Source organism: Flavobacterium sp. 90, assembly GCF_004339525.1.
Lineage (GTDB): Bacteria > Bacteroidota > Bacteroidia > Flavobacteriales > Flavobacteriaceae > Flavobacterium.
In genome coordinates this window covers 523,604-549,025 of the sequence record NZ_SMGE01000001.1, presented here as the reverse complement: position 1 = coordinate 549,025, position 25,422 = coordinate 523,604, and the positions used below count along the sequence as shown (strand labels likewise).

24 protein-coding genes are annotated in these 25,422 nt (G+C 32.4%); 20 read left to right on the top strand and 4 right to left on the bottom strand.

The window, feature by feature from the left end; translation table 11 throughout:
* Positions 1–359 precede the first annotated feature (359 nt).
* The 3 genes from C8C83_RS02370 (at position 360) to C8C83_RS02360 (ending at position 2,920) form a co-directional block, all read left to right on the top strand.
* Entirely contained in the window at positions 360–653 is a 294-nt protein-coding gene (locus C8C83_RS02370) for a hypothetical protein (protein WP_347812775.1), read from the top strand.
* A 378-nt stretch (positions 654–1,031) separates the two neighbouring features.
* Positions 1,032–2,537, top strand: a complete 1,506-nt coding sequence (locus C8C83_RS02365) for a MauE/DoxX family redox-associated membrane protein (protein WP_121326262.1) — start codon at positions 1,032–1,034, stop codon at positions 2,535–2,537.
* 110 nt (positions 2,538–2,647) lie between these two features.
* Positions 2,648–2,920: a DUF6520 family protein gene (locus tag C8C83_RS02360; protein ID WP_072959310.1), complete on the top strand. Its 273-nt coding sequence runs from the start codon at positions 2,648–2,650 to the stop codon at positions 2,918–2,920.
* 75 nt (positions 2,921–2,995) lie between these two features.
* Here the strand turns inward: C8C83_RS02360 and C8C83_RS02355 are convergent, their stop codons facing one another.
* Genes C8C83_RS02355 through C8C83_RS02345 form a run of 3 tightly spaced genes read right to left on the bottom strand, consistent with a single transcriptional unit; the run spans position 2,996 to position 10,093 of the window.
* Complete coding sequence (locus C8C83_RS02355) at positions 2,996–5,668, bottom strand: prolyl oligopeptidase family serine peptidase (RefSeq protein WP_121326261.1); 2,673 nt, start codon at positions 5,666–5,668, stop codon at positions 2,996–2,998.
* A gap of 11 nt (positions 5,669–5,679) precedes the next feature.
* Positions 5,680–7,068, bottom strand: coding sequence for a RagB/SusD family nutrient uptake outer membrane protein (locus C8C83_RS02350; RefSeq protein WP_121326260.1), 1,389 nt, complete (start codon positions 7,066–7,068; stop codon positions 5,680–5,682).
* 10 nt (positions 7,069–7,078) lie between these two features.
* Positions 7,079–10,093 carry a SusC/RagA family TonB-linked outer membrane protein gene (locus C8C83_RS02345; RefSeq protein ID WP_121326259.1) on the bottom strand — a complete coding sequence of 1,005 codons (3,015 nt, stop codon included), beginning with the start codon at positions 10,091–10,093 and terminating at the stop codon, positions 7,079–7,081.
* Between the two features lie 619 nt (positions 10,094–10,712).
* Between C8C83_RS02345 and C8C83_RS02340 the strand changes: the two genes are divergently transcribed.
* Entirely contained in the window at positions 10,713–10,997 is a 285-nt protein-coding gene (locus tag C8C83_RS02340; RefSeq protein ID WP_121326258.1) for a transcriptional regulator, read from the top strand.
* 104 nt (positions 10,998–11,101) lie between these two features.
* The gene (locus C8C83_RS02335) at positions 11,102–11,689 is read left to right on the top strand and encodes a hypothetical protein (RefSeq protein ID WP_121326257.1); all 588 of its coding nucleotides are present in this window, start codon (positions 11,102–11,104) and stop codon (positions 11,687–11,689) included.
* A gap of 58 nt (positions 11,690–11,747) precedes the next feature.
* Here C8C83_RS02335 and C8C83_RS02330 read toward each other — a convergent pair whose 3' ends face one another.
* A complete protein-coding gene (locus tag C8C83_RS02330; protein WP_121326256.1) occupies positions 11,748–13,418 on the bottom strand; it encodes an AraC family transcriptional regulator in 1,671 nt (556 codons plus the stop codon).
* Positions 13,419–13,772: 354 nt separating this feature from the next.
* Here C8C83_RS02330 and C8C83_RS02325 point away from each other — a divergent pair, with 354 nt between their 5' ends.
* From C8C83_RS02325 to C8C83_RS02255, 15 genes are all read left to right on the top strand, one after another.
* Entirely contained in the window at positions 13,773–14,501 is a 729-nt protein-coding gene (locus C8C83_RS02325) for a hypothetical protein (protein WP_121326255.1), read from the top strand.
* 554 nt (positions 14,502–15,055) lie between these two features.
* Positions 15,056–15,691, top strand: coding sequence for a response regulator transcription factor (locus C8C83_RS02320; protein WP_123887402.1), 636 nt, complete (start codon positions 15,056–15,058; stop codon positions 15,689–15,691).
* 109 nt (positions 15,692–15,800) lie between these two features.
* Positions 15,801–16,481, top strand: coding sequence for a hypothetical protein (locus C8C83_RS02315; protein ID WP_056250074.1), 681 nt, complete (start codon positions 15,801–15,803; stop codon positions 16,479–16,481).
* Positions 16,482–16,505: 24 nt separating this feature from the next.
* Complete coding sequence (locus tag C8C83_RS02310; protein WP_121326254.1) at positions 16,506–17,054, top strand: hypothetical protein; 549 nt, start codon at positions 16,506–16,508, stop codon at positions 17,052–17,054.
* 378 nt (positions 17,055–17,432) lie between these two features.
* Positions 17,433–17,807 (top strand): hypothetical protein, encoded by a 375-nt coding sequence (locus C8C83_RS02305; protein WP_121326253.1) that lies wholly within the window; start codon positions 17,433–17,435, stop codon positions 17,805–17,807.
* A gap of 159 nt (positions 17,808–17,966) precedes the next feature.
* The gene (locus C8C83_RS02300; RefSeq protein WP_121326252.1) at positions 17,967–18,662 is read left to right on the top strand and encodes a CBS domain-containing protein; all 696 of its coding nucleotides are present in this window, start codon (positions 17,967–17,969) and stop codon (positions 18,660–18,662) included.
* 154 nt (positions 18,663–18,816) lie between these two features.
* Positions 18,817–19,593: a DUF4145 domain-containing protein gene (locus C8C83_RS02295; protein WP_121326251.1), complete on the top strand. Its 777-nt coding sequence runs from the start codon at positions 18,817–18,819 to the stop codon at positions 19,591–19,593.
* Between the two features lie 193 nt (positions 19,594–19,786).
* The gene (locus C8C83_RS02290) at positions 19,787–20,194 is read left to right on the top strand and encodes a hypothetical protein (protein WP_121326250.1); all 408 of its coding nucleotides are present in this window, start codon (positions 19,787–19,789) and stop codon (positions 20,192–20,194) included.
* 21 nt (positions 20,195–20,215) lie between these two features.
* Complete coding sequence (locus C8C83_RS02285; RefSeq protein WP_121326249.1) at positions 20,216–20,938, top strand: hypothetical protein; 723 nt, start codon at positions 20,216–20,218, stop codon at positions 20,936–20,938.
* A gap of 193 nt (positions 20,939–21,131) precedes the next feature.
* Complete coding sequence (locus tag C8C83_RS02280) at positions 21,132–21,989, top strand: hypothetical protein (protein WP_121326248.1); 858 nt, start codon at positions 21,132–21,134, stop codon at positions 21,987–21,989.
* Positions 21,990–22,142: 153 nt separating this feature from the next.
* Complete coding sequence (locus C8C83_RS02275; protein WP_121326247.1) at positions 22,143–22,928, top strand: phospholipase D-like domain-containing protein; 786 nt, start codon at positions 22,143–22,145, stop codon at positions 22,926–22,928.
* 163 nt (positions 22,929–23,091) lie between these two features.
* On the top strand, positions 23,092–23,556 hold the full coding sequence (locus tag C8C83_RS02270; protein ID WP_121326246.1) for a hypothetical protein: 465 nt from the start codon (positions 23,092–23,094) through the stop codon (positions 23,554–23,556).
* A 430-nt stretch (positions 23,557–23,986) separates the two neighbouring features.
* On the top strand, positions 23,987–24,466 hold the full coding sequence (locus C8C83_RS02265) for a hypothetical protein (RefSeq protein WP_121326245.1): 480 nt from the start codon (positions 23,987–23,989) through the stop codon (positions 24,464–24,466).
* A gap of 137 nt (positions 24,467–24,603) precedes the next feature.
* Positions 24,604–24,948 (top strand): DUF4134 domain-containing protein, encoded by a 345-nt coding sequence (locus C8C83_RS02260; protein ID WP_121326244.1) that lies wholly within the window; start codon positions 24,604–24,606, stop codon positions 24,946–24,948.
* A gap of 11 nt (positions 24,949–24,959) precedes the next feature.
* The gene (locus C8C83_RS02255; RefSeq protein WP_121326243.1) at positions 24,960–25,388 is read left to right on the top strand and encodes a DUF1896 family protein; all 429 of its coding nucleotides are present in this window, start codon (positions 24,960–24,962) and stop codon (positions 25,386–25,388) included.
* Positions 25,389–25,422 lie beyond the last annotated feature (34 nt).

Below are 25,422 nucleotides of genomic sequence, written 5' to 3'. Positions count from 1 at the left end.
TCCATGAAGTCATTTTTTATAAAATCTGTTTGACTTTTGTATTTAAAACTCAAAGAAAGTGCACACTGCATATAATTCGGAACTAATGTAAAGTGGTAACTATTATCTCAATTTATCCTCTCTATTTTAGATTTAGAAACGTGCTCTTTCACAGCAATAAACCAATTTTAAAACAACAAAATCCTGACCGTTTTAGGGAAGGTTTTTGATTGCTCATTTTAACCTTTCCTGTTATTTCAGATACAAAATTAAGTAAGCGAAATGGATTTTACCTATGATGGACATATTATGTCCATGACATTTTAGGACTAGCTTTATACCTTTGTATAAATAAATTATTAATTAAAAATGTGAAGATTATGACAACAAATGATGTGGCCAAGGTTTTTGATACTGTGCTTAGTATCCCTAGCATGAATGATGTAGTGAAGATTGATTTGAAAATTTCACGAAAAAATGTATTGTTATTAAACCATGTTATTCAACGTGGGTTAGCAGCTAAAGGAGATGATAAACCATCTATACTCTTAACAAGTGTTTCAGAAGAAAATCTACAGGATTTAAAACTGTTTGGAGAGGAATGTCTTTTAAAAGCAGGGCTTATAGAACTTAGTGAAAAGCTCAACACATTAAATGAGACAGGTAAGTCATAAAAGATTAAAAAAACAAGAAAATATAAGAGGTTCAAATAAACAATTAGTGTTTATTTGAACCCTTTTTTTATTATCCAATTTATTTTATCATTGTTTTTTTTAAAACTTTAACTAAAATATCGGATTTTGACAAATTGATGTCGGATTTTGATAACGTACTATAAAACAAGCTGTTGTAATTTTGTTTTCGCCCCAACTCCAAACAATTGAATCACAGTTAAAATGCTTTTCATTTTTTAGGATTTAAGGGGATTTAAATTATGCTGTTAAAATTTATTAGGTGAATAACAGCAAAATTTAAAACTAGAATAAAAATTTCCATATTAATGATACCGATTTAGTATTCACTAATGGTATCAGCTTAAATCTATAGAAAATATGAAACTGAATGTAAAAATTAAGAGTGTAATTTTGGACGCAATATGTCTACTGTATATACTTCTATTTGTGTATGCAGCATTTAGCAAATTACTCGACTATGAGAACTTCCAAGTGCAACTTGGACAATCTCCTCTTTTAAGCGCTTTTGCTTCCTGGATTTCATGGATAGTACCACTGAGTGAATTATTGATTGTTGTGCTACTGGTTGTTAAAAGATTTAGAAACTGGGGACTAATTGCTTCAGTAAGTATGATGACCATGTTTACGGCATATATTTTTATTGTACTGCATTACAGTTCTTTTGTCCCTTGTTCTTGTGGTGGTATATTGGAGAAAATGAGCTGGGATGTACATCTGATTTTCAATATTGTTTTTGTGCTGTTAGGATTGTTGGCTCTTCTGTTGGAACATCATATACGTATAGAAAATGAATCCTTTACAAAACCGGTTGTAGGGATAAAAACAACTATAGTTTCAGTTGCACTGAGCATCATAATAGTTGTTGTTTTGTTTTTATCATCGGAACAAATTATGCAACATGAAAATCCATTTATCAGAAGGTATCCACAGCATCCTATCATGCTGCAAAAAACAGTAAATCTGAAATTCAATTCCTATTATTTTGCCGGAAGCAGAGATAATCAGGTATATCTTGGGAACTACACAGATCCACTGCATATTATTGCATTTGATTCTGCCTTACAGGTGAAACAGACATTTAAAATCTCTTTTAGCCCAAAAGATATAGCATTTAAAAGGATTAAAATTTTAGTTAGAGGATCTTACTTTTATTTGATGGATGGAACCGTTCCCTGCATTTTTTGGGGAAGGACCAATAATTGGAAAGTGATCGGCGAAATAAAAGACCTTCATTATTTTACCATCGCTGAGCCTGTGGATATTACTTCGGTAGTATTCAGGTCTAATAATGGCAAGAATGCTGCTCATATTTTAAGTATTTTTAAAGCCGAAAGGTCACCAAAAATTAGCTATAACGATACACTTTTACAGACACAAATCGACGGTGTATTCGATACTGATGGTATGCTTGTCTACAATGAGAAAATGAAACGAATGATTTATCTCTATTATTACAGAAATGAATTTATTGTTGCAGATGAAAATTTAAAGCTATTATACCGGGGTCATACTATAGATACAATATCACATGCTCAGATTAAGGTAGCGTATCTCAAAAATAATACAGAGAGAAGAATGGCAACACCGCCGATGACCGTAAATGCAAATCTTGCTGTAAATTCAAATCTATTTTTTATAAACTCCAAAATTCAAGGACGTTTTGAAGATCTGAAATTATGGAAACAGGCTGCGATAATTGATGTATATGACCTAAAGAAAAAAGCTTATTTACTGAGTTTTGCAATCTACAATGTTGAGGATAAAAAACTGCAATCCTTTATCGTTACTGATACTCATTTGTATGCTTTGATGAGTGATGAGCTGTCTGTTTATAAACTTAGAGATATACTAAAAAAAAAATAAAAATGCTGGAATGAAAAAGCAGCATCAAAATACATTGGCCGATGTCAGGAAGCCAGATCGAACACCTGTAGAAAAAAGTAGATCGTGTTTTTAATTTAATATTTATTATTATGAAAACTTTTTTTAAAAATGTAATGCCGGCAGCAGTTATTGCGCTGGGAATTACCGGAGCATTTGCCACTATGTCCATGCAAAGTACTGAAAAAAACCTTGCACCAAAAATTGGATATACTCTCAATGCTCAAGGCGCTTGTAACATTCCGGTAAATTGTGATACCAGTGGATCACAAACCTGTCGTCTTAATGGGGCAACAGGACCGCAGGCATTTGGTAAAAATGCCCAAGGGAACTGTAATGAAGTATTGTTTCGACCAGCAAACTAACGGTTTGAGGTTTCGATAAACGGCAATGCAGTTCCAAAGTGGAACTGCATTGCTTTTTTTAGTTTATTTTAAAATTTATTTCACGCCTTCGGTTATCCATTCTGCCGACAAATCATCTTTGAGATAGTAGGCAAACCACTGTTGAATCCGGCTGGTCATATCTTTTTGATTGGCTGGTTTTGAAATGCCATGTCCTTCGTCCGGATATAAGAGCATGATGCATTTTTTACCCAAAGAACGAAGTGCAAAATAAAATTCCATAGTCTGATGAGGATCAACATTATAATCTTCTTTTCCCGACCATAACAAGAGTGGTGTATTCACTTTATTGGCATACGTAATTGGGGAATTACGCCGATAGGTTTCAGGGTCTTCAAACGGACTCTGACTTATTTTCCATTGTCCACTGGCAAAGCGATACATATTAGGATAAGAGAAGTTTTTGGCAAGGGTAAAATAAAAACTATTTAGATCGGTACTACCGGCACTTGCAATAGCTGAGGCAAAAAGATTTGTTTGCGTAATTATAAACGAAGTCTCATACGCTCCGAAAGAATGTCCCATAAGTCCGATTTTATCTGGTTTTATAATTTCTTTAGCGAGGACTTTTTTGACTGCTGCCAAAACGCAATCCAAGGCTGAATAACCCAGAGTATCATACTCCACAATGATATCCGGAAGAAGAACAAAGTAGCCTTGAGTGGTCCATACAGTATCATTATCTTCATCCTCCATCTGTGATGTAGGATTTATATATTTATGATGCTGATCATATTGCCTCTGGTATACATGCACTATCATCGGATATTTTTTTTTGGGATCATAATGCGCAGGGTAACGTAGTACCCCTTTCATTTTTACGCCTTTAGAATTTTCATATTCGATGAGTTCTGATGTTCCCCAATAATATCTTTTTTGCTGTGGATTACTTTGAAAAAAAGAGACTGGATTCAAATTTTTCTTTTTAATTATCAGCTGTGGAGAAAGGTCAAATTTTTGTTCCCTGTAAAACAAATTTTGTTTGTTAGAATTATAGGTTAATTGGTCAATATGTCGATCATCATAGATAATTGACTTTTCACGTGACTTCTTATTCCACTTAAAATAACCCGTTTTTCCATCGTCTCCCTGACCGTGAAGAAACAATTCTTTTTCGATATCAATGTTGTCTACTTTTAGCGCATCATAAACAAAAAGATAAGGTTGCCTGTCGGGGCTGCTAACCAGTCTGTATCTTATTTTTAATTCGCGTCCCTGTGTTAACCTCCTGAAAGAAGTTCCATCGGGTTTAATAGCCCACAGGTCGAACTCGTCATATAGCAGAATTTCTTTATCATCCATACTCCAGCCAGCATTTGAGTTTTTGGCGGAGATGGAATACTGTAAATCTTCTGCTGTAAATTTAGATTTTATTCCCGCTGTAATATTTTGATGTGTATCAGCTGCAATATTATATACCCACCAGTTGCCGTCTTTAAAATAAGAAATATAGTTTCCTTTAGGCGATGGTATTAGTTCTAAAAAATGAGCAGAATGTTTTTTCAAAAATAGCTTTTTTTCAAGTGTTTTCAGATTCAGAATATAAATATCACTTGGACCGGGTTTTATTATAAACTGAGGTTCATAATCCTTCGGATTAAATAATAAGGCATATTGTTGATCACCGGAAAGCATCACCTTAGGCAGGTCATTTGTTGTTAATTGATTGGCAATATTAGAAAAAGGAAACCAAAGTGCAACCCTTGGAACTGTTGAGAGAGAACCTCCCTTTTCCCTTTCGGCATACAACGATTTGTCATTTGCGTTCCATATTTCAACATCTGGAGTGTTTTTTTCCTCCAATAATGGACTATTTATTTTTGTGGTAAAAAACACTTTCTGCATATCATCAGAAACGGTCAGTTTAAATGTAAAGTCTGCAGGTATAAAGGTATTCTTCGGCAAGTTTAATTGTAGCGCCGGATCGAGCTTATATAATTTTTCATTTTCGAGTATATAATAAAACAAGAAGGTCTCAGTTATTAAATTTGATTGTGTTGCAAAAGCAACAGCACTTCCATCTTTATGCCATGTAAAGCCAAAACTTTTATCTTCGTGATTGTTCAGAATCAACTTTTCCTGCTCCGTTTTTTTTAGATCCAGTAGGATAACGGAATGTTTATCGTTCAATGCTCTTCCATAAACCAGATGCTGCTTGTCAGGACTTAAAGAAAAACTGGTAATGTCAGCTATTTCCCTAACGACTTTGCCATCTGGAGTTTGAAGGATGAGTTTCTTTTTATCCTGTGGAAGGTTGATTGTTACGATGATAAGATCTGCAAGGGATGAATAATCAAACTCATGAGCTGATTTTATATACTGTTTTTTCCCTGTGTGTAGTTCTGTAATTTGTAATCCCTCTTCATTCTGACATACAAAAGTGTTGTTTTTAGTGAATAAAGAATGCTGAACTGTCACAAACGAAAATGTCTTAAGGCTTACTGTATTACGAACAAATAGTGTATCAATATTATTCTCGTAAGTCATGGTATAACTGGCCCACTTCTGGTCAGGAGATATTTTTTCCAGACTCAGGGCACCCCATAAGTGATAGTCTGCTGCAGTAAGATCTTTTTTTTGCACCACCTGTCCCCTTAAAGGACAGGCTACTAATGGCAAAATAAAAAATAAAAAAAAGTGTAAACGCATATTTAGGAATAAAGAAGCACTTACAGGACTGAAATATTTTTGAGTAGCGTACTTCATCATCTTAAACGATTTTAATATCCCTGGTTTTGAGGACGAAGATTCGGATTTGAACTTAGTTCACTCTGAGGGAGAGGGAATAAACTATCAGACGCATTCCATCCCGGCTTACTGCCTGAAAGCACCACATCTATTTGATTGAAGCGTTTTAGATCGAAAAAACGGTGTCCATACTCGGTAAAGAATTCCCATCGTCTTTCATTTAATAAAGCATCTAAAATTTCTTCTTTAGTGATTGCCGAAGTATCATCAAGACCAGCTCGATGCCTGATTTTGTTTAAATCTTCTTTGGCACCAATAAGATCACCTTGTTGTGCTCGTGCTTCGGCTCTGATGAGATACTGTTCGGCAAGTCTAAACACAATCGAATATTCTTTAGAGATCGAAGTAAAGTTTTGCTCTTTGTATTTGTAGGCATGGTACCATGTTGAGGTGTCGTCACTGACCGCTTTAATCCAATTAGAATGTCGCAGGTCAGATGCTGAAAAGGAATTTACAAGATTATCATTTAGAGCTACAAGTGCAGGTGGACCAGATAAGAATATAAAGGTTGATGCTTCCTGTGTATTTTGTCCTGCTTCTGCGGACTGCAATTGCCATATGGTCTCTCTTGAATTTACTAAAAAGGTCTCATCTATAATTTCCAAAGCAAATAAATCGGTCTGGTTAAGAACTGCCGAGGCTTCATTGGCCGCCGCAGGATAAGATTTGGAATACAGATAAACTCTGGCTAAAAGGGCACGGGCAACATATCTGTCAGCGCGGATTCGTCCCATTTCGCTGTAATTGTTATGTAAAAGACCAATAGCACTTTCCAGATCATTTATAATATTCTGATATACCTGATTGACAGGCATTCTGCTTACTATACTATTTTTTTTATAATCGGTCACTGTGATGTAGGGAACGTCTCCAAAAAGATTGACCAGATAAAAGTGCAGTAATGCACGAATAAAAAGAGCCTCTCCTTTAAGTTGTTTTTTATTTTGATCTGAAAGCTTAGTACTCGCTTCTGTGCCTTCTATGATAGAATTGGCAGCATAAATCTGATTATAAGAGTCGTTCCAGTACTGCGCAACATCAGCATTCTCAGCTAAAAGGCTATTGTTATAAAAGTTCAAACTTGGATTTGAAGGCGTACCGTAAGGAATTATCTCATCGGTATAGTTTCCAAGCTGATTCGATAGTCCTCTGTTATTGCCCGTGAACAGACCCGTATCCCTAATTTTTGCGTAGATATTGGTAAGAGCGGCATCTGCAGTAGCATAATCCTCAAATACGGTGACGGTGGTAAGTTGTGATTTAGGAAGATCTACCTCTACAAAAGAATCACAGGAATTCATAAAAAAGGACAATATTCCTAACCACAACATTTGCTTTTCTAAATGATAAAATGTTTTCATAAAGTATGTTTTAAAATGTTAATTGAATGCCTGCAGTTGTGACTTTAAGAGGCGGTAAGTATCCAGACGAAGTAAATTCAGGATCGCCGTCTTTGTATTTGGTAAAAGTCAAAAGATTCTGAGCCTGCAGCATAATTTTACATTGCACTGTGTTTGAGCGCATGGGTAATAGATAGGAAAGCGAGATGTTTTTAAGTCTTATAAATGAAGCGTCCGTTATTGAGGCGTCACTTCTGTCGTATAAATAATCGGCTGTTACAGCCTCACTATTATTACCGGTTGTATACAATTGATAAGCAGGAATGTCTCCGAAAGCTTGCCAGCGATCTGTTTTCGAAACAGGCTGATTGGACATCTGTCCTGCAAATCCCATTGGATTTATTCTGTTTTTTTGTTTGACAAACTGAAATAAGAAGTCAAGGTTCCAATTCTTATAGCGAAGCTGATTTTGCAGACCGCCGTAATACTTTGGATTAAGATCGACAGCTTTCTGTCTGTCTTCAGGAAAAGTAATTTTACCGTCTTTATTAATGTCTTCAAATTCATAGAGACCAGTCTGGGAATTAACCCCTTTATACTCGTAGACAAGCTCAATGTTTAGGGGCTTATCAAGGCGATATTTCTGGCTGTAGGGAGAACTTTCTAATACCGGAAAACTAAGCAGTTTGTTCTTGGCAAAGGTTAGGTTGAAGCTGGTTGTCCAGCTAAAATTTGCATTACTGAAGTTATTGGTTCTAAGTGTCAGTTCCAAACCGCTGTTTTGAACTTCGGCATTTAAATTTGACTGAAGAACGGTAAAACCAGTTGTTCCGGGCAGTGGGACTCCCACGAGCTGATTAGATGATTTGTTCTGATACCATGAAGCTGTTGTAAATATTTTATCGTGAAAAAAACCTAATTCAAGCGCGGCTTCTAGTTTTTTGTTGGTTTCCCAACCAAAATCAGCATTGTAAAGCCGGGTTGGCTCAAGGCCGACATTTCCTCCATAATTTATCCCTGTAGTAGTATAGGTATTTAAGAACTGATAATCGCCAATCTGGTCACTACCGGTTGTTCCGTAACTGGATCTTAGTTTTCCAAAACTGATCCATGAGCTGTTTTTTAGAAAATTCTCATTTGAGAAGAGCCATGCCACACCTACGGCACCGAAAATAGCAAATTGATTGCCTGGTCCAAAACGGCTTGACCCATCACGCCTGCCTGTAAGGTTGATGATGTAACGTTTGTCGAAACTATAGTTAATACGTCCGAAAAAGGCCTGATACTTATATATGGTTTCATCATTTAGCAGTACATTAATGTACTTAGCAGATGCCAGATTATAAATCAGGCTGTTGGAACTATATCCTGTACCTGACTGAAACAACCGGGTGGTAGTTTGATTTTGAAAAGTTGATCCTGCAAGCAGGTCCAGTTTTCCTAAACCTAATTCTTTTGTCCAACTTATCTGTGGTTCTATGATCCAGGAAGAGCGGTCTGTATTGTTTAGATAAAGTGATGAATTAGCACTGCTGATATTGTAGGCAGGATTATATACAGACGATGGAGCTGTACGGGTTTCCACAGTGCTTAAATCAGTATATCCAAAATTGCTTTTAATCAAGAGACCTGAAGATATTTCATATGATAATACGGAATTGGCAATAAGGTCATTTGTTTTAGATTCAAATTCAGCATTAAGGTTCCGAAGCGGATTGTCCCAAGTGCCGTTTTCCCAGTTTAGTTCACCATTAGAATCATAAAGGGCAGGTGCATTAGGAGGGAGTGAGCGGGCATCATAGGTAAAATCAAAGGCGGGCTGATCATTGTTTTGACTGTTATATCCAGCTGAGAACGTAACCCTGAATTTATTATCTTCTGAGCGGTGGTTTAAATTGAATTGTGAACCGCCTTTTTTATAGATAAAATCACCCGGAAATACGCTGGACTGCGTATGATAATTACCGCTGATCAGGAACTGTGTTTTTTCAGATCCCCCTGAAATAGCAGCCTGTAGATCTGTGATGCTGGCTGTACCACCGATAAGTTCCTTTTGCCAATCGGTATATCTGTTTTGATCCCATGTTCCATTTACATCATAATCCCATGAATTGTAGGGAATGCCGTCATTTTTAAAAGCTTCTCTTCGCATGGCTAGATACTGCTCTGTATTCATGAGTTTCATGAATTTTGTTACAGTTCCGGCACCCGTGGAGGCAGTTACTGTAAAAGTTGTTTTTCCTGCTTTTCCTTTTTTAGTTGTGATGAGCACCACACCGTTAGCACCTCTCGAACCATATATAGCTGTGGCATCTGCATCTTTGAGTATTTCAATACTTTCGATAGTATCAGGATTTATACTGTTTAGAGGGCTTGTAGGTGATGGATAAATAGTAGAGGTCTGATTGTATCCAATTGTTTCAGAAGCATATGGCACACCATCTATAAGATAAAGTGGTGCATTGCCATCAACGCGAATACTGTTTTGTCCCCTGATTTTAATATCGAAATTACCTCCGGGAACTCCTGTATTTTGTGTAATATTCACACCTGCCATACGACCCTGCATCGTGGCAAGTACATTAGTTACGGGCTGTGTTTCGATATCCTTTGAAGTAATTCTTGCTATACTTCCCGTGCGTTCGCTCTCTTTAACGGAATAATATCCTGCATTAATTTTTACTTCCTGAAGAGAAGTGGCATCTTCCTTCATTTGTACATTAATTACTAAGCGCCCTGCAACTGGAATTTCAGTTGTTTTGAAACCAATGTAGGTAAAAATAAGAATATCGTGTGGTGACACTGTTATTGTAAATTTGCCATCAAAGTCAGTAACCACAGCTTTTTTCTGGTTTTTTACTGAAATACTGACTCCCGGAAGAGGAAGGGTGCCATCAGTTACGATACCGTGGACTTGTGTTTGTTGTTGTAAAACGGAAAAGAACAAGGTGTTCCTCGCTAAGGCTGGCGTGCAAAAAAGATAGAACCCGAAAATAAACGGATACCAAAGTCCCGCCAACCCTTTATTTAATGAAAAAGTTTTCATAATTTTGGGGTTAGTTAATTTGAAACGAAAGTTTTATTAATTCAGCTCTCTATACTTGTTGATCGCGGGTTAGAGAGCTTTTTTTTAGCTTAGATAAAGCCATGTAATCTTGCCTTTTTTAAAAACCTATAAAACTTTGCAGTTGACTAATTCATAATAAAAATTGAGACAGTGCAGGCAGTAAAAAATAGCAGTAATTTTTTTTAATTCATAAGTCATGCAGGTTTGGTTAGGTAATAGCTAAATGCGAGACTTTGAAAAATGGAGAAACATTGCTAGGAATAAAAGTAGAGAATTGTACCAAGCGAATAAAAAATGGCGCAGAACTCATCTTAAACGCTATCAAGGTACTGGTATACCCGCACACGAATAAGTGAGCCCACGCCATAGGACGTGAGCATCTTACTTATCATCTCGCGTGCTAAAATTACCAGTTTTTGATAACGAGATTCAAAGCGAATGCCTCATGAATTTTATAAGGTTCGCAAATTTACAATCAAATATTTTAATTGTAAAATTAAAATCAAATATAATAAAATTATTCGAAACGCACGCTATCGCGTGTGAAAATTTTAATTTAAGTCTTTTTATTTGCTTAGACTAAACTAATTACATTTAATTGAGCACAACAAAAAAAATATATAAAATAAATAATTATATCTGTGAATTTATCCGAACTAACTGGTTTAAACCAGGAGATTCAAATGATAAATTGGCTGCTTTTTTTGTTGTTCATGATTCTATAATTGCAAAAATTAAAAGTGCGGACAACTATAATATACCAGTGCATACACTTTCTAAAATTTGCTATTACAAAGAAATTACCTTATCAGATTTTTTTAAAATACTAGAAAAAGAATACGGAGAGAAACTGTATGAAGATTATTTTGAAGAAAAAAAATGAATAAAACAAATAAAAAAGGATGCAATACGCATCCTTTTTTATTTTACCTTAACATTAGCAATACAGTTGTTGTTTTAATTATAAAAAATAAAATTTCGTGACTTATGTTTAAATTAGAGAATAATGCAGTAAAAAATTCAATTTTATCATTCACTTTTTTCAATCTTTCTAATAATTTTAATAAAAAAGAAAAAAATAAAATCTTGAATTTAGAAAGTACAGAAACAATTGACAGAATAAATTTTACGGAATCAAAAACTACTTTATCCACTAACCAATTTCATTTAATTGATAATATTAATGATAATGTGATTGTGTATCTTTTTATCCAGAAAGATAAAAAAAGTAGTGCTTGGAATTTAATTGCTCCCATAGTCGAGGAAAAAAGAACAGGAAAAATTTTTCAGTTTGCTTTAGGATACTTTGCTCTTCAAGGTTCAGGTGGAGGAATATCTAATATTTGTTCATTATTTAGTCATTTGAGAAATCTTAAAGAAAGAGGATTTAAAGTTGATATTCTTCCCAAAATTGCAGATACTTCTTTAATTAACGATTTTGAATATATAGATAGTGGAATAAAACTTCAGGATTTATTGAACGACTCTATTGATTTGATAAATTATAGAAAAGAAAAATTTTCTGAAATTTACAAGGAACATATAAGATTGATAGAAAAGCATAATTTAGAATAATATTAGAAGATAACATCGCCTAAACTTATTTAAGCGAGGTTACAATTCAACTGTATTATTAGTCCTCTTTTCTAAGTTCTTTCATAAAATATGATGTTGGCATTCCGGTTCTGGAAAAAAAAGCTTTTGTAAAACGCTCTTTACTACTAAAACCCGCTTCTTCTGATAGCGCTTTATTTGTATAATTCTGAAATTTCTTTTCCTCTTTCATTAATTTTATCAAATAGTCTATCCTTAGATCATTGATGTACTTTACAAATTTCTTACCTCTGTAATGTAATATTATTTTTGAAAGATATTTTATATTTGAATCAATTAGAACCGCGAGTTTTGCTTCCGTCAAATCTTTCACCAAAAATTTTTTATCCTTTTCAAATTTTTCTAATTGCTTCAATATAACCTTTACAGTATCCAGATTTATATCTTCAATTCCGTTATTTAGGATTTTTGATTCAAACTTGGATACAGTTTCACTTTTTTTCATTAAATCATCGAATCTTTGACGATAAACTTTCTTATTCCTACTATGATTATAAATTAGAAAGACCACAGATAAAAATAAAAAAACTATTATACCATTGAAAATAAAGTCATTACGCTTTCTTTCTTCAAGTAACTTTTCAATTTTATTTTTCTGAAATAGTAATTCTTTAGTGTTATAGTCTTTGTAAATTCTTTGCGATACGTATTTGTATCTGCTGTTCATAATATTATTTACTTTAAGCAGTTTCTCAATATAGTAAAGTTGTAGGTTAAGATTTTTTTTGGATTTAAAGTAACTGATTAATAATTCATAGCTATTGAGAAGATCAGGACGAATGTATCCTTTATTATTAAAAATATCATCTACTTTTTTGAAATAAGGTATAGCCATTTCAGGATTCTTAAGATCCCAATAACTTTTCCCAATATAAAAATAGCCAACAGCTTCATTTGCAAAATCTTTGTTTTTTATAATGACAGGTAGTGAATAGTTGATTTTACTAATAGCCAAAGTATAATTGCCTCGGAAATACTGGTTAACTCCTTCGGAGATAATAAAATACTCTTTCATCTCATTGTTAGATAATCTTTGTCCTTCTGATAATCCCTTCTCATTTATTTCTGTACATAAACTATAACTTCCAAGACGATTATAACAAAGACCCAGAGAATGTAAGGAATTCAGATAGCCCCTATCGTTGTTTTCTTTAAAGTAATCGATGCATTCCTTAAATAAAGAAATTGCCTCATTATAAAATCCCAGGTAGTATTTTATATTTGCAATATTGTATTTTACCTTATATATCAAATACTTATCATTTGTTCTGGAAATATAATTATCTGCAATTAGATAATTGTCTAATGCATAATTATGTTTTTTAGCGGCATAATATACGATTCCTTTTGAAAGATAGGCTGAACCTATTAATGCATTATCTTTTGATTTTTTTGCAGCATAAATCATACTATCTACATAGATCAGTTTTAGATTTTCCGGCGAGTGATGAACATAGTTTTTATAGCCATTTACAAGTTCTTCCAAATTATTTTCTGCTTTCGATTTTACGAGAAAGGATTTAAGGTATAAGGATTTTTTAACACTATCTTTTTCAGATTCTTCTATCCTTTCAAAAAGGTAATCGTAATTCTTATTTCGAAGTGTATCGGGAATTTTAAAATGGATTTCCTGTGCGCAGATTTGATCTCCCAGGCAAAGAGAGAGTATAAATAGATACTTTCTAATCATAGTTTGAATTAAAATGAGACATTATTTTTTGTACAAAATCATTCTGAAAGCTAAATAAAAGGCTTATAAAAAGACTCATTAACATTTTTCAAAAAAATCGCCTTAAATATAGTGTAAACAATTGATAATTAAGGTTTTTTTTATTTAAAAAAGGTATATGGATTTTCCGAAAATCCATACTGTTATTCTCGGAAATCCACATACTAATGTTTTGCAAATCAAAAAATCTACTTTTAGATTTGCCTTGAATTCAAAAGCAAAAATATTTAGTAGAGTACTAAATTAAAGTTCTGCTTACCCGGGTGAAATGAACTGACTAAAAAATTAGTCGGTCACATTTAACACATTTTAATCATGAAAAACATTTCATTACGATTAATAATTTTACCATTATTAATCGTTTCCTGTACTACTGATACTATTGATAATATAGAAAGTATAGATAGTAAAATCAGTAGCAAGGAATCAGAAAAATCAGCACGTTTGGTGCAAAACATGACCCCTGAAAACCTTGCAAACATTTACGATTTTGCTGGTAAACTACATAATGATATTCTTGATGCTTATTTATCAGGTAACTATCAGTATAACACAATAGGACAAATTTCTCAACAGATCGAAACTATAGCGGCTCAAAATAATGATCTAATGCTTTTAACTTCAGGAACAAATTTGTCTCCCAATCTGATTGTGATACAAGAGATTATAAATAATCCACAGTCTAAACTAGATCAGACTATTTTAAATTCTACAATGACAATTGCAGCAAAAGATAATCTTTCGAATTTTATGAATGATATCCTTTTATGGGAAAATGATTCCTACGAGGAAATTTATCAATACATAATATCTTTTGAATCAGCTGTGATAGCTAATCAGGCATTTAACAGTGAGGATAAGAGAATTATCCTTACCACTTCCTCCATAGCGAGATATTCAACGTATTATGCTCTGGAACGCAAAGATAAAGACTGGGACACTTCTACTGGTCACCGTGTTGCAGGGGTTAGTGGTGCAATTGATGATCCCTGTACGGCAATAAAACGTTCACTTGTAACAGGAATCATGATATACAATCAATGATCTGAGTTATGATGTATTATATCTATTGCTATGAAAAAGAAATAGCATACGTGTTTACTGTGTGCTTGATTCTTTTCAATCTTGTTAGTCTTTATTTCATCATAGATCTATTATCCTATGATGAAATAATTGGCTATCTCACAAATGGCGAGATAAAAAGTGATAGTCCACGTAGTCTGGCCTACCTGCTTTTTGTGAGCGGCATGTCCAATTTACTTTTTATTACCGTTACATTGATGTCTAGGTTGATGTCAGAGTAGCTTGCCAATTTGGGCTTTAATAAAGTAAAATTTATTTTAACTGATTATAATTTCATAAAGAGTATTGTCGTGGTAAGCAAAAAATCAAAATATTTTCATATTGGCCTGCAAGTTTACATTTTTGAGAAATTTACATCTAAAAAATCTTTGAGTAAATTATTTAAGGTAGACCATTTCTCTATACTGATTGTAAATTCGGGTTCCTTATCTATCCTAATAGATAATACAGAAGTTACTGTCTTTGAAAGTGAGATCCTTGTGATACCTATAAAGACTTCATTTGAAATTTTGATCATGAGTGATCAATTACAAATTTGCTTGCTGTCATTTACTACAGACTTTGTTATTGAAAATAGTATACGAAGACCTCATATTAGGTATTTTGAATTTTTTATTACCCAATTATCCTCTAAAATCTTTCTAAAAAGTAAAGATGTTTTATTACTAATTGATTTATTGACATTACTTAATAGCAAAGTATTACGACCTAGCTCGCATGTTTTTAAAGATGAGATAATACTTTTTAGTTTTAATCTGTTATTATATGAATTAGCAGGTATCTATCACAGGTCATCCTGGCATATATCACTTCAGCATTCGAAAAGGGAAAAACTAGTTCTTCAATTTTTTAAAATTTTAGAAATGAATTGCAGAAAGCAACACAGTGTAAAATACTACGCAAATTATTTAGGTGTTAATACGGATCATTTTAGTAGAATAGTTAAACAAGTTACAGAAAAAACTGCGAAGCAATTTATTGAAGAAGCGATTCTCCTCGAAGCAAAAGTTTTACTGCAAAACAATCATTTAACCATTTTATATATTGGAGAAGAATTGCACTTTAGTAATTCTTCTGCTTTCAGTACTTTTTTTAAAAGGCATACTTCCCTGTCTCCTTCAGAATACCGTTTACAATTAAATTCTAATTAAATACTTTATAATACATGTTTGACCGGGTTAAGAATGTTCTATAAGCATTGATTTAGAGTACTGTCGATTGCAAGTCGAGAGAAATATTTACTAAGTAAAAGTAAAAAAAATGACTCAAACCTATCTTTTAGAATGGATGGATTTAACGGTGACCTCAACCCTTAATCCTGGTAAAACAGATCTTACTATGATTACTCCAATTCAATCCAAAGCGATTATTAAAAAAGCGACCGAGCAAACATTCTTAATTCAGTCACAATTTACGGTACAGGTTTTTTCGCTTACCAAGGAGAAACAGATTAAAATTTTAGTTGGAAATTATTATTCATCGCTGTTATTTCTTTTAGATAAAATTACAGAGATAAATAGTACCGATGATGAACATAGAGAACATTTAAAAGAGGTAACTGCTACTTTAATTTCGTGTTTGGATGAATTAATAACTTTTGTAGAATCCAGATTTGCAAACTATTTAAACAAACCTTTACCAATTATTGAAAAGAAGATGTGTGAGTCCTCCGTTATAGACTCTTCCTCTAATAAAGTCTTATGTAAGCTTTCGACAGATCAGACAGCCTTAATACTTAGGGCATCTGATGAATTAAAAATTCTTATTTCAAAATCAATGAATCATTTATTTAAAACAATTGTTCCATTTCTATCCACTCCAAATAAAGTGGATCTTTCATACAATGCCATGCGAAGCAAGGCTTACATTTTTGAAGAAAGGGATAAACGAATAGCAATTGAAACATTGGAGCGCATGATTAAACAGATTAAAGAATATTAACTAAATAATTTAAAACTTAAAAACATGAAAAATCTATCTTATATTTTAGCCACTATGATTCTGATCATAACAGGTTGCCAGCCTAAAAAGCTGGATGAGAAATTGGCTACCGCCCTTATTCTGGAAAAAAATCATTACCCTACTATTGTAGACCATGATATTTTCTGTGGTGATCCCACGCATGCCTACACCATTTTTAAATCCGGACTCGTAGAAAAAGGATTTGTAAAAGTACTTCAAACCAAAAAATTTGGTGATACAACGGCTTTCGTGAGTTTTACCCCTGCAGCAAGACCGTACTTACTGCCAACACCTGCAGCAGATAAAAAACATAAAATTCAACGTGTAAAAGTAGCCGATGAAGAGTTTGGAGCAATTGTAGCCATCCGGATTATGAGCTCCGGTAATAAGGCGATTGTGGAATATACTACTATTCGAAAAAAAAATGTTTTTGCTGCTGCAATTAAAAATGGATTGAAAGATACATTGATTCATGAAGTATATTTTATACTTGCTGATGAAGGCTGGCGGCTACTGGATAAAAAGTCGGAAATTGAATTTTTGTCATTTTAGGATATGAAAACTATCCATGAATTACTTAGCTACCTTTATATTACAGGTTTTACACCTCCAGTAATTACAAAGTTAGTGACAATCAGAAATTTATTAATTAATCGATTTAAATGCATTATTTATTGATGTTTAAAAACTTGATATAACTCATTTGAGGTATGATTTAGAGAGGATTTAAATGAGGTGAAAACTTAGGAATTATTTTTATTTAAATTTCAAGAAAGCTAAAAAATGTAGTAAAAATATTTCTTATATTCGCTTTAAGAATAGCTTTACTGCATCAAAACGATCAAAAAAAAATTGTTGATGACATTTTATGGTAGGTATTAACGAGTAGAGGTAATTTATCGCACAGAATCAAATAAAAAATTAAAAAACATGAACACTACAACTATTAAAACTAAATTGGTTGAATTGATTGAAAAAGATAGCATAATAAATTCATTAACTCAAAAGTCTAACGAATTAAAAGACAAAATTAAAAGCGAAGACAAAATAACTGACATAGACGAAATTAATAAAATCAGAAAAGAAAATATTGAGCCTGTTAAAAAATTTGATGAACATAACGTTAAACTAGATAACTTAAAAACCGAAAGAAAAAACATCGAAAAAATATTGACTAATGAGATTGACATAGATGGAAAAAAAATAGAAATAGATTTAGCAGAACATGGCAAATATTCAATTGAAAAAATTACAGATCTTTATGACGAAGAAGATTCTAAAATTGAATATTCAAAACTATCGTAATATAAAAAACTATACCTAACTACCGTTTTGAGCTAGCGTGTAATTAGTGTAATTACCGTTTAGTATCGTATTTTCTGCAAACCAGAAAATTGAAAGGTTATGAACTTCCACAACAACCACAAGCTCTAGAACGTTATGAGCAATTATTAGAAATTCTATATGACAAACGCCGAACGTTTTATTGATTCGTACAATTTTGTTGATAAACTTTTAAAGGATATAGAAAAGGATCATTATGAGTCATTCTCTTCAAAAGTAAAAAATAGCAAAAATCCGTTAATTAGAAATTTTAAAGATAAATTGCTAGATTATGGTGAACTTAGAAATGCAATTGTACATAACCCAAAAATTGGAGGCAGATTTATTGCTGAACCTTTAGAGGAAGTTGTTATCGATTTTGAAAACCTCAAAGAGAAACTTACAAATCCAAAGAAAGTTATTCCAACATTTCAGTTTGAAGTTATAGGTGCTCATAAAAATGAAAAGCTTGATAAAGTTTTAAAAATAATGAGAGAAATGTCATTTTCCCAATTTCCAGTATTTGACGATAATAATTCTATTATTGAACTTATAAATACAAATACTATTTCAAGGTGGTTGGGAAAAAACATTATTAATGACGAAATAATAACCGAGAATCCTAAAGTGTCTGAACTTATTTCCGAAATTGAGTTTAAGAATAATTATAAGTTCATTTCAAGAGATTGCAATATTTATACTGCTTATAATTTTTTCATACAACAAATTGAAAACAGCAATAGAAATCTTGATGTTCTTTTTATAACAAATAGCGGAAGTCCTAATGAAAAACTGTTAGGATTAATAACAATTGAAGATATTGCAAATTTGATATAACTGCTCATAACAACTACTAACGGATTTGGGCAATAGCTTAATGGATAGTTGGTTTTGTATTTAGGATGATTGGTAAATTCTAAAATAGAACTTAATTTAGTCACAAACCTGCTGTAGTAACAGAACGTTATGCCTTACTTTACAGAGAAATCATATGAACAGAGAAATTTGGAACAAAAGAAATTTTACAAATAAAAATCCATTAGATTATAATTGCCCTAAATGTAATATTGGAATATTAAATATTACTGATTTGAATTCTAAAATTATTCCAGGACAAGAAGAAATGGAAATGTATAATTATCCTAATGGAATTGATTATGTTTTCAGTGGAATATTAGTGTGTAAAAATAGTAATTGCAAAAATGTATTATCAATCATAGGAAACGTTCTGAAGGATATACATAATGGATATCAATTACCAAATGGAGAATATGTTGAAGAATATTTAAGTGTATATTATCCCAAATATTTCTTCCCTCCTTTAAAAATAATAGAAATTTCCCAAAAAGTACCGAAAGAAGTAGCGCAACAATTAAACTTGTCATTTTCACATTTTTACAATGACTTATCTTCTTGTGCAAATAGAATTAGAAATTCCATTGAGTTAATATTGGACGATTTAAAAGCGCCTAAAAAATATAAAGATTCCAAAACTAATAAACTAAAAGCTTTCAGAACTTTACATCATAGAATTCAAAACTATGAGAAAAAAACAAAAAACAAAAAAATAACTAACTTATTATTTGCGATAAAAATAATAGGAAATGAAGGAAGCCACATCGGAAATGTAGCTTTAGAGGACCTATTAGATGCCTATGAATTTTTAGAATCAATATTAGATTTTGTATATGACAAAAAAGAAAAAAATATTCATATTAAAGCATCCGAAATTGTTCTGAAAAACAAACCATTGTCAAAGCATAAATAAAAAAAACAAGATATACAGCTGCTACAAAGGATTTGGGCATTAGGCTTAATTTAAAGTTGGTTTTGCATTTGTAATGATTTGGCAAATCCAAAGAATGAGTTTAATTTAGTCCCAAACTCGCTGTAGTCCCAGAACTTTATGTATCAGCAAACATCTCGCGTAGAAAAGAAATTAACTCTTAAATATACCAAATATGAAAAAGATTAAAATCTTATTAATTCTGGTGATAGCCATAACGAATTTAGTTGCTCAAGCGCAATTGAAAAAAGATATTCCAAATAATAATGCTGAAAGCAAGCAAGAATCTACGACTTCTGCGTATCAACTTTTTCCAACACAAAATATGTATACTTTTATCAAATTGGATACACGAAATGGACAAATGTGGCAAGTTCAATGGAATACAGAAAGCAAATCTAGGTTTGTGACTACACTATCAGACATCTCTTTAGTAAATAAAGATGAAGAGAAGAATGGTAGATTCTTTCTTTATCCAACAACAAACATATACAATTTCATTCTGCTTGACAAAGTAGATGGTAGAACTTGGCAGGTACAATGGGGGAAAGAAGAGGATAGAGCTGTGATGCGAATATATTAAAGACATACCAACCAAACGACAATGAATAAATTTGAAGTAGCAATATTTGAAGGACTAAGGTCGACAATTAAAGATTATATTCTTCTTAAAGGACAGGACTTTGAGAACGAATGGACAAAGCCAGAATATTTGGCAACAGTTAATATTGCAAAATCAATATCAAAGTTTAACTCTTATCCTGCTGAAAAATTCGTAATCGCAATCGAAGAAGACACAGAAGACTTTTCTAAGAAATGTGTCCCTGAAATTTCGATTGACATTTTTAATTTGGCATTTAATGATTTCAACACTGAACGAAATGGTAAAATAGACATTGCTGTATATAAAAGTGATGGTAAAACAGCGTTGTGTGCTATTGAAGTAAAAAATTTCAACCCGACAGTTAACTCAAAAGAAAGGGTAATCCTTGACCTTAGAAGAAACGCAGAATATTTCTTATTTCAAAACAAAAACTCACAATCTATTATTCAAAAATCTTACGTTACATATTTCCGACACTTTTCAGATACAAGAATGCAAAACGAGATACAAAAAGATTTAGATGCTGCAAAAAAAGAACTTGAAGACATTATCACAAAAGAGATATGGACAACAGGTTTTAAATATAGAGTTGAAGTAGCAACAGTTCACGACAACCTTTTGTATGTAGGTAAACATTCTGACGAAGAAATATTTAACGACACTGGAGACTTCTATGCTCAAGCTGTTCATTTTGTTGGTGTTTTAGGAGTGTTTGAAAAGTAAAATCAGAGATGATGAACAACAAAGAGAGAACAGCAGCATACAACAGCTACAACAGATTTGGATAATAGTCTTAATGGGAAAGTTAGTTTTGTATTTAGGATGATTAGGTAAATCCGAATAATGGGCTTAATTAAGTCTCAAATTCGCTAGAGCACCAACATACGTTATCTAAAAATTATAAAAAATTGAAACTTTGAAAGGAATATGTGCTTTATACGATAACGAAAAAGACTTAATGGAAAGTCATATTTTTCCTAAATTTGTTATTAAACATACTAAAAAAACTGGTTCTACTTATTTAAGAAGAGTAGTCGATCCTAATAAAAGAGAACAAGATGGTCTTAAACTTCATCTTTTAAGCTTTGAAGCAGAACAGGAATTTTCATTACGAGAAAAATGGTTTGCGGAAAATATTTTTGTACCATACTTAGAGGGTAAGTCAAAATTAGATTACGATGAAAATTTATACTATTTCGCTATTTCATTTCTTTGGCGAATATTAGTAACAGAAATAAAAAGAGATGGGAATTTAAAAGATAAATGGTATTTTGAAGAATTAAAAAAAGTTGAAATTGAATGGAAAAATTTCTTAAAAAATGGAAAAATTCCAAACAAATATCATAACGTAAATTTACTCTTTACCGATAGAGTAAAATCCCATACAACTGATTTAACTGGCGTAGATTTTTATATTACAAGAGCATTAGATGGTACAATAGTAGACAACCCAAATCATACTTTCATAATAATGTGTGGAAAGTTTAATCGATTTGTTTTTTGGAGCGTTATAAAGAGCCCTGATTACGGTGACGATTTATATGACGTAGAAATTCATCCAAGAAAAGGAAATTTTGAAATACCACAAATTTTAGAATACCAACCAATTATCTCATTCATAAGTAACCGAATTAGAGAAATTGAAAAATATCCACTGCCTAATCAAGCTCAACAAGATAAAATAGAACAAGAAATAAAGAAAAACCCGCAAAAATTTTGGGATTCAGATGTTGGAAAATCACTATATAATGATAAATTTAACTTGGAAAAATAACTGCAGGCAATGCTACTACAACAAATTTATACAATTGGCTTGATGGAAATTGGTTTTGATTTGGGATGATTGGGCGGGCTTAATTTATTCCTGTAACTATGTAATTCATAAAGCTGGCAGAATCGTATACATAACACAAATTTTAATTAAAAAATGAAAGTATCAGAATATATAATTTCAAACATCTCCCCTCAAATAATTAATTACGGCAATGGAAATGATTTGGTTAAATTATTTAATCAATTCGGATTCAAAGATATTTATTCCTATGATAATGGAGGACTTCCAGATATAGGTAAAAAAAATGGACAAAGGCCAAGTAAAACTCAGTATGTTCAAGAGAGGCTTAATCAAATGTCTACAAGAAATGATGGCTCCCTTAGAGATTGTCTAAAAATAGTTATAAATAAAATACCTGAAATTATTCAAAATATTGAAGTTCTATTAAACGATGAAGGTTACATAATTGAAAATGTTAATGGTGAATTTTTTATTCAAGGTGGAGTAATTATAAAACCAAAAATAGTTATCAATGAAGCTCACTTTCAAGACATTCAGAATAGAATTCTTATAGCTCTTGATGGGGCTAAAGTATCTATCAAAGTAATTATGGCATGGTTTACAAATGAAACTTTATTCAATATGTTAGTTGAAAAACATAAACAAGGCGTGGATGTTGAAATTTCAATTTATGATGACGGTGTTAACAAGAAGCATGGCGTTGATATCACTCAATTACCTCACAAAAGAATTAAAAGAGGAAAACGCGGAGGCTTAATGCATGATAAATTTTGTGTAATTGATAACCAAGTTGTAGTAACGGGTTCTTATAATTGGACTAATAATGCGGAATTTAGAAATGACGAAAATATAACAATACAACATGACCAAGAACAAGCTACAAAATTTTCTGTTGAATATAAACGTCTAACAACATAAAATACTGCTGACACCATAAATCTGTAGCCGTTTGCAAATTTCAGTGGAATTACCATTTTTAATCGTATTTCGGTTTAGTTGAAAATACTATGCTAAAAAGATCACAAACTGCTTTAGCTTAGGAATGTCGGCAGTTACTTAAAAAAAACTTGAAGAAATAAATATGAAATTAAATTTAAAAGGTTATTATCTAAAAGACGGAATATTAAATTTTGTGCCTTGTGATGTAATTATAGAATTTGGCAAGATTCAAAAAATAAAATTTGACCATAATGAATTTTTTACTAATTACCAACCTTCATATAATTCTGAATATGGTTTAGAAAAAATATTCTATGAAAAATATTCTAAAAACCTAAAATTCACATATCGAATACTATATCATAATGATGCTGAAGAAACTAAGATAATAAATATAAAACCAAATCAATTCCAAGTTTTTAGAATTAAATGGGCATTTAAAAAATATATTATTCAATCGGATGATATGAGAAAAGATATTCTAAAATATGTAATTGGTGGTATTCTTGGTTATATTGCAACATTAATTATTCAAGAAGTTAAAGAATATAGGACAACTCCAGAATCACCGAAAATTGAAAACCAAGAATCTTTTAATCGTAAATAATTTATATTTTTTTTAAATGTCACCAAAATAAACTAATATAAAACTAGAATAGCAAGTTGAATAGGCTGATAAAATTTATGAGCTAGAGTGACTGTGTTATGTTTATGTAAAAAAAACAGATGACACACTTTTGAATTCATTTTGAATTCATTTTGAATTTAGTAAAATTTTCGAACTAAAAAACTATCCTAAATAATTATCTCATCATCAAATCAGCCTTCCATTCGGAAGGCTTTTTTATTTTTTTTATTTTTTTTTCCTTGATTTTACTGGGGGTTCAACGGGGTACAATAAGGGTACAACAAAAGTTGTACTTGTAGCAGTTTTATCTCTATCGTTTCTTTGCCTTGTAATAATGAAGATCCTGGCTTGGAATTATCAATTTACCGGGATTGTGAGAAACTAATGTAGAACGATAAAATGATGAGGTATGTTTACAAACATTTCATGGGGTAATTATATAGTTGTAATTATTCTGCTATTGGCAAGCTGGTATTTATTTGTTGGATTTCGATTTTATTTTGATGACCTCAAAGAAGTCATATCAGGAAAGCGGAAACTTCAATTCCGTGGATTTGAAAACTCAACTTACCAAGATACTGAACCCGAATTAAAGGATCAGCATTCTCCTGAACTGACTTCAAACGAAACTTCTTTTGGCGAATTTGACACCACTTTTCAGGACGTTGATGCTTTGGTGGCACGATTAAAAACTTTTATTGCAGATGCAGCAAAGAAAAAATTAGTCAAAAAAGAATTTACCTACTATCTGCAGCTTCTCCTAAGAGAATTTCCTTCAGTGAAAAATTCCGCTTTTAATTCTTCAGTAAGCGAGTTGATAGTTTCAGAATGTGATAAACTCGAATCAATCAATTTAACCCAGAAGGAAGCAGAAGCCCTTTGGGAATAAACTCTAAAACAATATAACGGAGGAATCGCCCCTGTCCATCCCGGCGCAGTATGGCAGATGTAATAGGAAAGTGGAACTGCGACAGCGGCTACACCTCCGTTTTTTTCTGAATTATTAAGCTTTAAAAATAATGTGCGATGAAAAAATGGAACTGGAATTTTAAAAAGTTTATTGAACAAAAAACAAATATTATTTGTAAGCTTCTGGCACAATTAATTTTTGTAATCAGTTATGAAACCTACGCCCAGGATGGCCTGGCAGGAATCAATGAAGCCAACCAACAGGTTCGAAGTTACTTTGATGCAGGAACTGAACTGATGTATGCTGTAGGGGCATTATTAGGTCTTATTGGTGCTGTCAAAGTATATCAAAAATGGAACGCAGGTGATCCTGATACCGGAAAAGTAGCAGCAGCCTGGTTTGGAAGCTGTGTTTTTCTAGTGGTAGTGGCTACCGTAATCAAATCCTTCTTTGGGATTTAAAACAAATCGTTATGGAAGATCTACTCAAAGAAAAGTTATGGTTTTACATTATCCATAACAATCCAGATTTGATGTTCACACTTCAGGAAGATTACAGTGTATTGGATTATCTCAATAAAAAAATAGAAGGAGTTAAGTCCATATTGGATGATATGTTATCTGATGGTACACCTAAATATATCATCGAAGAAATCTGTCTCAATGTACTTACCGAAGATCTAAAACCTTCCCGGTTTTTATATATCCGCTCTCTGCTTTCAGGTGAGTTTGAAAAAACCTATGCCGCTTTTCAGGAATCAGGTATCCTGACCTATGAAGTAATCAATCTTATGGAGAACTGCAGACCCATTTTTGAAACCATTGGTTTTACCAAAGAAAATGAAGAAGATCCCAATTTGAGAAATGCCCTTATCGGTCAGATTGCTGACTATTTGAGTTGAGCTATTTATAGTAGTGTGTAGTATGAAAAGGAGT

What these genes read in the sequence shown, in the direction of transcription:
- C8C83_RS02275 (WP_121326247.1), top strand. Translation starts at nt 22,143, where the DNA reads ATGAAAGTATCAGAATATATAATTTCAAACATCTCCCCTCAAATAATT.
- C8C83_RS02290 (WP_121326250.1), top strand. Translation starts at nt 19,787, where the DNA reads ATGAAAAAGATTAAAATCTTATTAATTCTGGTGATAGCCATAACGAAT.
- C8C83_RS02305 (WP_121326253.1), top strand. Translation starts at nt 17,433, where the DNA reads ATGAACACTACAACTATTAAAACTAAATTGGTTGAATTGATTGAAAAA.
- C8C83_RS02350 (WP_121326260.1), bottom strand. Translation starts at nt 7,068, where the DNA reads ATGAAAACATTTTATCATTTAGAAAAGCAAATGTTGTGGTTAGGAATA.
- C8C83_RS02370 (WP_347812775.1), top strand. Translation starts at nt 360, where the DNA reads ATGACAACAAATGATGTGGCCAAGGTTTTTGATACTGTGCTTAGTATC.
- C8C83_RS02325 (WP_121326255.1), top strand. Translation starts at nt 13,773, where the DNA reads ATGAAAAACATTTCATTACGATTAATAATTTTACCATTATTAATCGTT.
- C8C83_RS02335 (WP_121326257.1), top strand. Translation starts at nt 11,102, where the DNA reads ATGTTTAAATTAGAGAATAATGCAGTAAAAAATTCAATTTTATCATTC.
- C8C83_RS02295 (WP_121326251.1), top strand. Translation starts at nt 18,817, where the DNA reads ATGAACAGAGAAATTTGGAACAAAAGAAATTTTACAAATAAAAATCCA.
- C8C83_RS02345 (WP_121326259.1), bottom strand. Translation starts at nt 10,093, where the DNA reads ATGAAAACTTTTTCATTAAATAAAGGGTTGGCGGGACTTTGGTATCCG.
- C8C83_RS02255 (WP_121326243.1), top strand. Translation starts at nt 24,960, where the DNA reads ATGGAAGATCTACTCAAAGAAAAGTTATGGTTTTACATTATCCATAAC.
- C8C83_RS02360 (WP_072959310.1), top strand. Translation starts at nt 2,648, where the DNA reads ATGAAAACTTTTTTTAAAAATGTAATGCCGGCAGCAGTTATTGCGCTG.
- C8C83_RS02310 (WP_121326254.1), top strand. Translation starts at nt 16,506, where the DNA reads ATGAAAAATCTATCTTATATTTTAGCCACTATGATTCTGATCATAACA.
- C8C83_RS02260 (WP_121326244.1), top strand. Translation starts at nt 24,604, where the DNA reads ATGAAAAAATGGAACTGGAATTTTAAAAAGTTTATTGAACAAAAAACA.
- C8C83_RS02355 (WP_121326261.1), bottom strand. Translation starts at nt 5,668, where the DNA reads ATGATGAAGTACGCTACTCAAAAATATTTCAGTCCTGTAAGTGCTTCT.
- C8C83_RS02320 (WP_123887402.1), top strand. Translation starts at nt 15,056, where the DNA reads ATGAGTGATCAATTACAAATTTGCTTGCTGTCATTTACTACAGACTTT.
- C8C83_RS02300 (WP_121326252.1), top strand. Translation starts at nt 17,967, where the DNA reads ATGACAAACGCCGAACGTTTTATTGATTCGTACAATTTTGTTGATAAA.
- C8C83_RS02265 (WP_121326245.1), top strand. Translation starts at nt 23,987, where the DNA reads ATGTTTACAAACATTTCATGGGGTAATTATATAGTTGTAATTATTCTG.
- C8C83_RS02315 (WP_056250074.1), top strand. Translation starts at nt 15,801, where the DNA reads ATGACTCAAACCTATCTTTTAGAATGGATGGATTTAACGGTGACCTCA.
- C8C83_RS02365 (WP_121326262.1), top strand. Translation starts at nt 1,032, where the DNA reads ATGAAACTGAATGTAAAAATTAAGAGTGTAATTTTGGACGCAATATGT.
- C8C83_RS02330 (WP_121326256.1), bottom strand. Translation starts at nt 13,418, where the DNA reads ATGATTAGAAAGTATCTATTTATACTCTCTCTTTGCCTGGGAGATCAA.
- C8C83_RS02270 (WP_121326246.1), top strand. Translation starts at nt 23,092, where the DNA reads ATGAAATTAAATTTAAAAGGTTATTATCTAAAAGACGGAATATTAAAT.
- C8C83_RS02285 (WP_121326249.1), top strand. Translation starts at nt 20,216, where the DNA reads ATGAATAAATTTGAAGTAGCAATATTTGAAGGACTAAGGTCGACAATT.